The organism is Roseovarius sp., from assembly GCF_040223625.1.
In the GTDB taxonomy this organism is placed as follows: domain Bacteria; phylum Pseudomonadota; class Alphaproteobacteria; order Rhodobacterales; family Rhodobacteraceae; genus Roseovarius.
Genome location: NZ_JAVKFX010000053.1, coordinates 1 through 2,089 on the forward strand (window position 1 = coordinate 1; position 2,089 = coordinate 2,089).

A 2,089-nucleotide genomic window follows, 5' to 3' on the forward strand; every position below is an offset into this window, starting at 1 on the left:
CACCTGATCGAGGGGGCGCCGGGGCGTGAGGGCCGTTTCGTTCTGCATCACGGGGACATGACGGACAGCTCGTCGCTGACGCATATCCTGCAGAAGGTGAAGCCCGACGAGGTCTATAACCTCGCCGCGCAGAGCCACGTCGCGGTGTCGTTCGAGGAGCCGGAATACACCGCCAATTCCGACGCGCTGGGGGCGCTGCGGCTGCTGGAGGCGATAAGGTTCCTGGGGCTGGGCGGGAAGACGCGGTTCTACCAGGCGTCGACCTCGGAGCTGTATGGCCTCGTGCAGGAGGTGCCGCAAAGGGAGACGACGCCGTTTCACCCGCGCTCGCCTTACGCCGTGGCGAAGCTTTACGCCTACTGGATCACGGTGAATTATCGCGAGGCCTACGGGCTCTATGCCTGCAACGGGACGCTTTTCAACCATGAGAGCCCGCTTCGGGGCGAGACCTTCGTCACCCGCAAGATCACCCGGGCGCTGGCGAGGATCAAGCTGGGCACGCAGCAGGAATTGCGGCTGGGCAACATGGATGCCAAGCGCGACTGGGGCCATGCGCGGGATTACGTCAAGATGATGTGGTTGATGCTGCAGCAGGACAAGCCCGAGGATTACGTGATCGCCACGGGCGAGCAATATTCGGTGCGGGAATTCGTGGCGCGGGCGGCCGAGGTTCTGGGGATGACGATCACCTTCGAGGGCGAGGGTGTCGACGAGGTGGGCCGGGACGAGAGCGGCCGGGTGATCGTGCGGGTCGATCCGCAGTATTTCCGGCCGGCGGAGGTGGAGACGCTTCTGGGCGATGCGTCGAAGGCGCGGCAGGAATTGGGGTGGACCCCTGAGACGAGCTTTGACGAGTTGGTGCGGGAGATGGTCGAGAGCGACTTCGAGGAGGCGAAGCGCGATGGCTGAGCCGGTCTATGCGCTTTCCGGCAAACGGGTCTATGTCGCCGGGCACCGGGGCATGGTGGGGCAGGCGATCTGCCGGCGGCTGGAGCGGGAGGGGTGCACGGTTCTGACCGCCGGGCGCCAGGAGGCCGACCTGACGCGGCAGGCAGAGGCGGAAGAGTGGATCGCGGAGAACAAGCCCGATGCGGTGTTCGTGGCGGCGGCGAAGGTGGGGGGCATCCTCGCCAATGACTCGTTTCCGGCAGACTTCCTTTACGAAAACCTGATGATCGAGGCCAATGTTATCCACGCTTCGCACCGGTCGGGTGTCGAAAAGCTGATGTTCCTTGGATCGAGCTGTATTTATCCCAAGCTGGCCGAACAGCCGATGCGGGAGGATGCGCTCTTGACCGGGCCGCTGGAGCCGACGAACGAGTGGTACGCGATTGCCAAGATCGCCGGGATCAAGCTGTGCCAGGCCTATCGGAAGCAGCACGGGGCGGACTTCATCTCGGCGATGCCGACGAACCTTTATGGCACGGGCGACAATTACGATCTCGAGACGAGCCATGTTCTGCCGGCGCTCATTCGCAAGATGGTCGAGGCGCGGGACGAGGGCCGTGACGAGGTGGTGATGTGGGGCACGGGCAGCCCGCTGCGCGAGTTCATGCATGCCGATGACCTTGCGGATGCGCTGGTGTTTTTGATGCAGCAGTATTCGGGGCATGAGCATGTGAATGTCGGGTCAGGGCAGGAGATTTCGATCCGCGAGCTGGGCGAGACGATTGCCGGGGCGGCAGGCTACAAGGGCCGGATCGTGCAGGACACGTCGAAGCCGGACGGGACGCCGCGGAAGCTGATGGATAGCAGCCGGTTGCACGGGATGGGATGGCGGCCGGGGATTTCCCTCGAGGAGGGGATCGCGCGGTGTGTCAGGGAATTCGAAGAGATGCGCGCGACTGCGTGAGCGAGGGGCCCGATGGGACAATATGACAAGATCCACCTTGGTTGCGGCGTCAAGCATCTGCCGGGCTGGTTTCACGTGGATGCGCTGGCGTACGACCATGTCGATCATGTCGGGCGGGTCGAGGACCTGTCGTTCATTCCGGACGGGTCGGTGAAGCTGATCTATGCCTGCCACGTGCTGGAGCATTTCGGGCGGCGGACCTACAAGGATGCGCTCAAGGAGTGGTACCGGGTGCTG

3 protein-coding genes are annotated in these 2,089 nt (G+C 63.9%); all 3 read left to right on the plus strand.

Features of this window, described 5'->3' with window-relative positions; genetic code table 11:
- Positions 1 to 909 (plus strand): GDP-mannose 4,6-dehydratase (gmd, locus tag RLN94_RS16345; protein WP_350153117.1); only part of this gene is annotated, 909 nt, incomplete at its 5' end.
- Entirely contained in the window at positions 902 to 1,852 is a 951-nt protein-coding gene (gene fcl / locus RLN94_RS16350) for a GDP-L-fucose synthase (RefSeq protein WP_350153118.1), read from the plus strand. The genes gmd and fcl, both read left to right, overlap by 8 nt.
- Positions 1,853 to 1,864: 12 nt before the next feature.
- A partial coding sequence (locus RLN94_RS16355; RefSeq protein WP_350153119.1) for a class I SAM-dependent methyltransferase occupies positions 1,865 to 2,089 on the plus strand: 225 nt, incomplete at its 3' end.

Excerpts from the sequence above, each read along its gene's own strand:
- fcl (WP_350153118.1), top strand. The coding sequence starts at position 902 with ATGGCTGAGCCGGTCTATGCGCTTTCCGGCAAACGGGTCTATGTCGCC.